This window comes from Comamonas koreensis, from assembly GCF_021026195.1.
Lineage (GTDB): Bacteria > Pseudomonadota > Gammaproteobacteria > Burkholderiales > Burkholderiaceae_C > Comamonas > Comamonas koreensis.
On the sequence record NZ_JAJNCT010000023.1, the window covers coordinates 1 to 851 of the forward strand.

Consider the following 851-nt stretch of genomic DNA (forward strand, 5'->3'; position numbering starts at 1 on the left):
CTCCGCGAGAACGCCTGATAGGCTGCCGTACCCGCGCCCACAGCTAGAACTAACCAACCCAATGGCCCCAGAGAGGCCAGGAAGCCCTTTACCGCCGCCGCTGCGACGGTAAAGGCCCCGCCGGTGGCCAAAGCAGCGGTAGTTACGGTAGTTAGCCAACTCGCAACGGCCAGGCCCGCCATCGTGGCAAGCAGTGTCAGCAGCGGTCCCACGTTATTGGACAGAATGTTGATCGCGCCTGTAAGCAGCGAAGTAGCGCCAGTGCTCTTGTTCAATTCGCCCGCGTACTGCGTGACACTGTTCACCAGCTTGGTAAATGCATCCGTCACGGTCACAGGCATTGCATCGGCTTGCTTGCCCAGCTCCTGCATCTGCTTGGTTACCAGCATCAGCTTGTCAGCGCTCAGCTGGCCTTTGCCAACCATGTCCTGCAGGCCGACGATAGTCACGCCCAGCGCATCGGCCAGCGCCTTTTGCAGGGCTGGTGCGCCAGAGATAACCGTCTGGTACTCGCCCATCGTCATCTTGCCTTGGAGCATAGATTTGGACCAGGCATCAATCACGCTCTTGGTCTTGTCTGCCGATGCAGAGGACACCGTGAGGCCATAGGAGAGCGTCTCCACCATGTCAACCGTCTCAGCGGTCGTGTACCCCATCTGCTTGAGGGATTCGGAGGTGCGAATAAATAGCTCTGCCGTGTCGGCAATGGGCTTGTAGACGCGGTTGCTGACATCCATCAGCCGACTCATGGCGGCCTCGCCAGCCGTGGCGCTGCCCGTTGCCTGCGTCATGCGGCTGGAGAGCTGCCCCCAGGCATCCGCATAGGTGACCAGCTTAGTGACGCTGAAACC

1 protein-coding gene is annotated in these 851 nt (G+C 60.2%); it reads right to left on the bottom strand.

Going from position 1 to position 851, the window contains the following annotated elements; genetic code table 11:
* Window positions 1–791, bottom strand: a 791-nt coding sequence (locus LPW39_RS17875) for a tape measure protein (protein ID WP_230778365.1), incomplete at its 3' end; no start/stop codon positions are given.
* Between the last annotated feature and the right edge of the window lie 60 nt (window positions 792–851).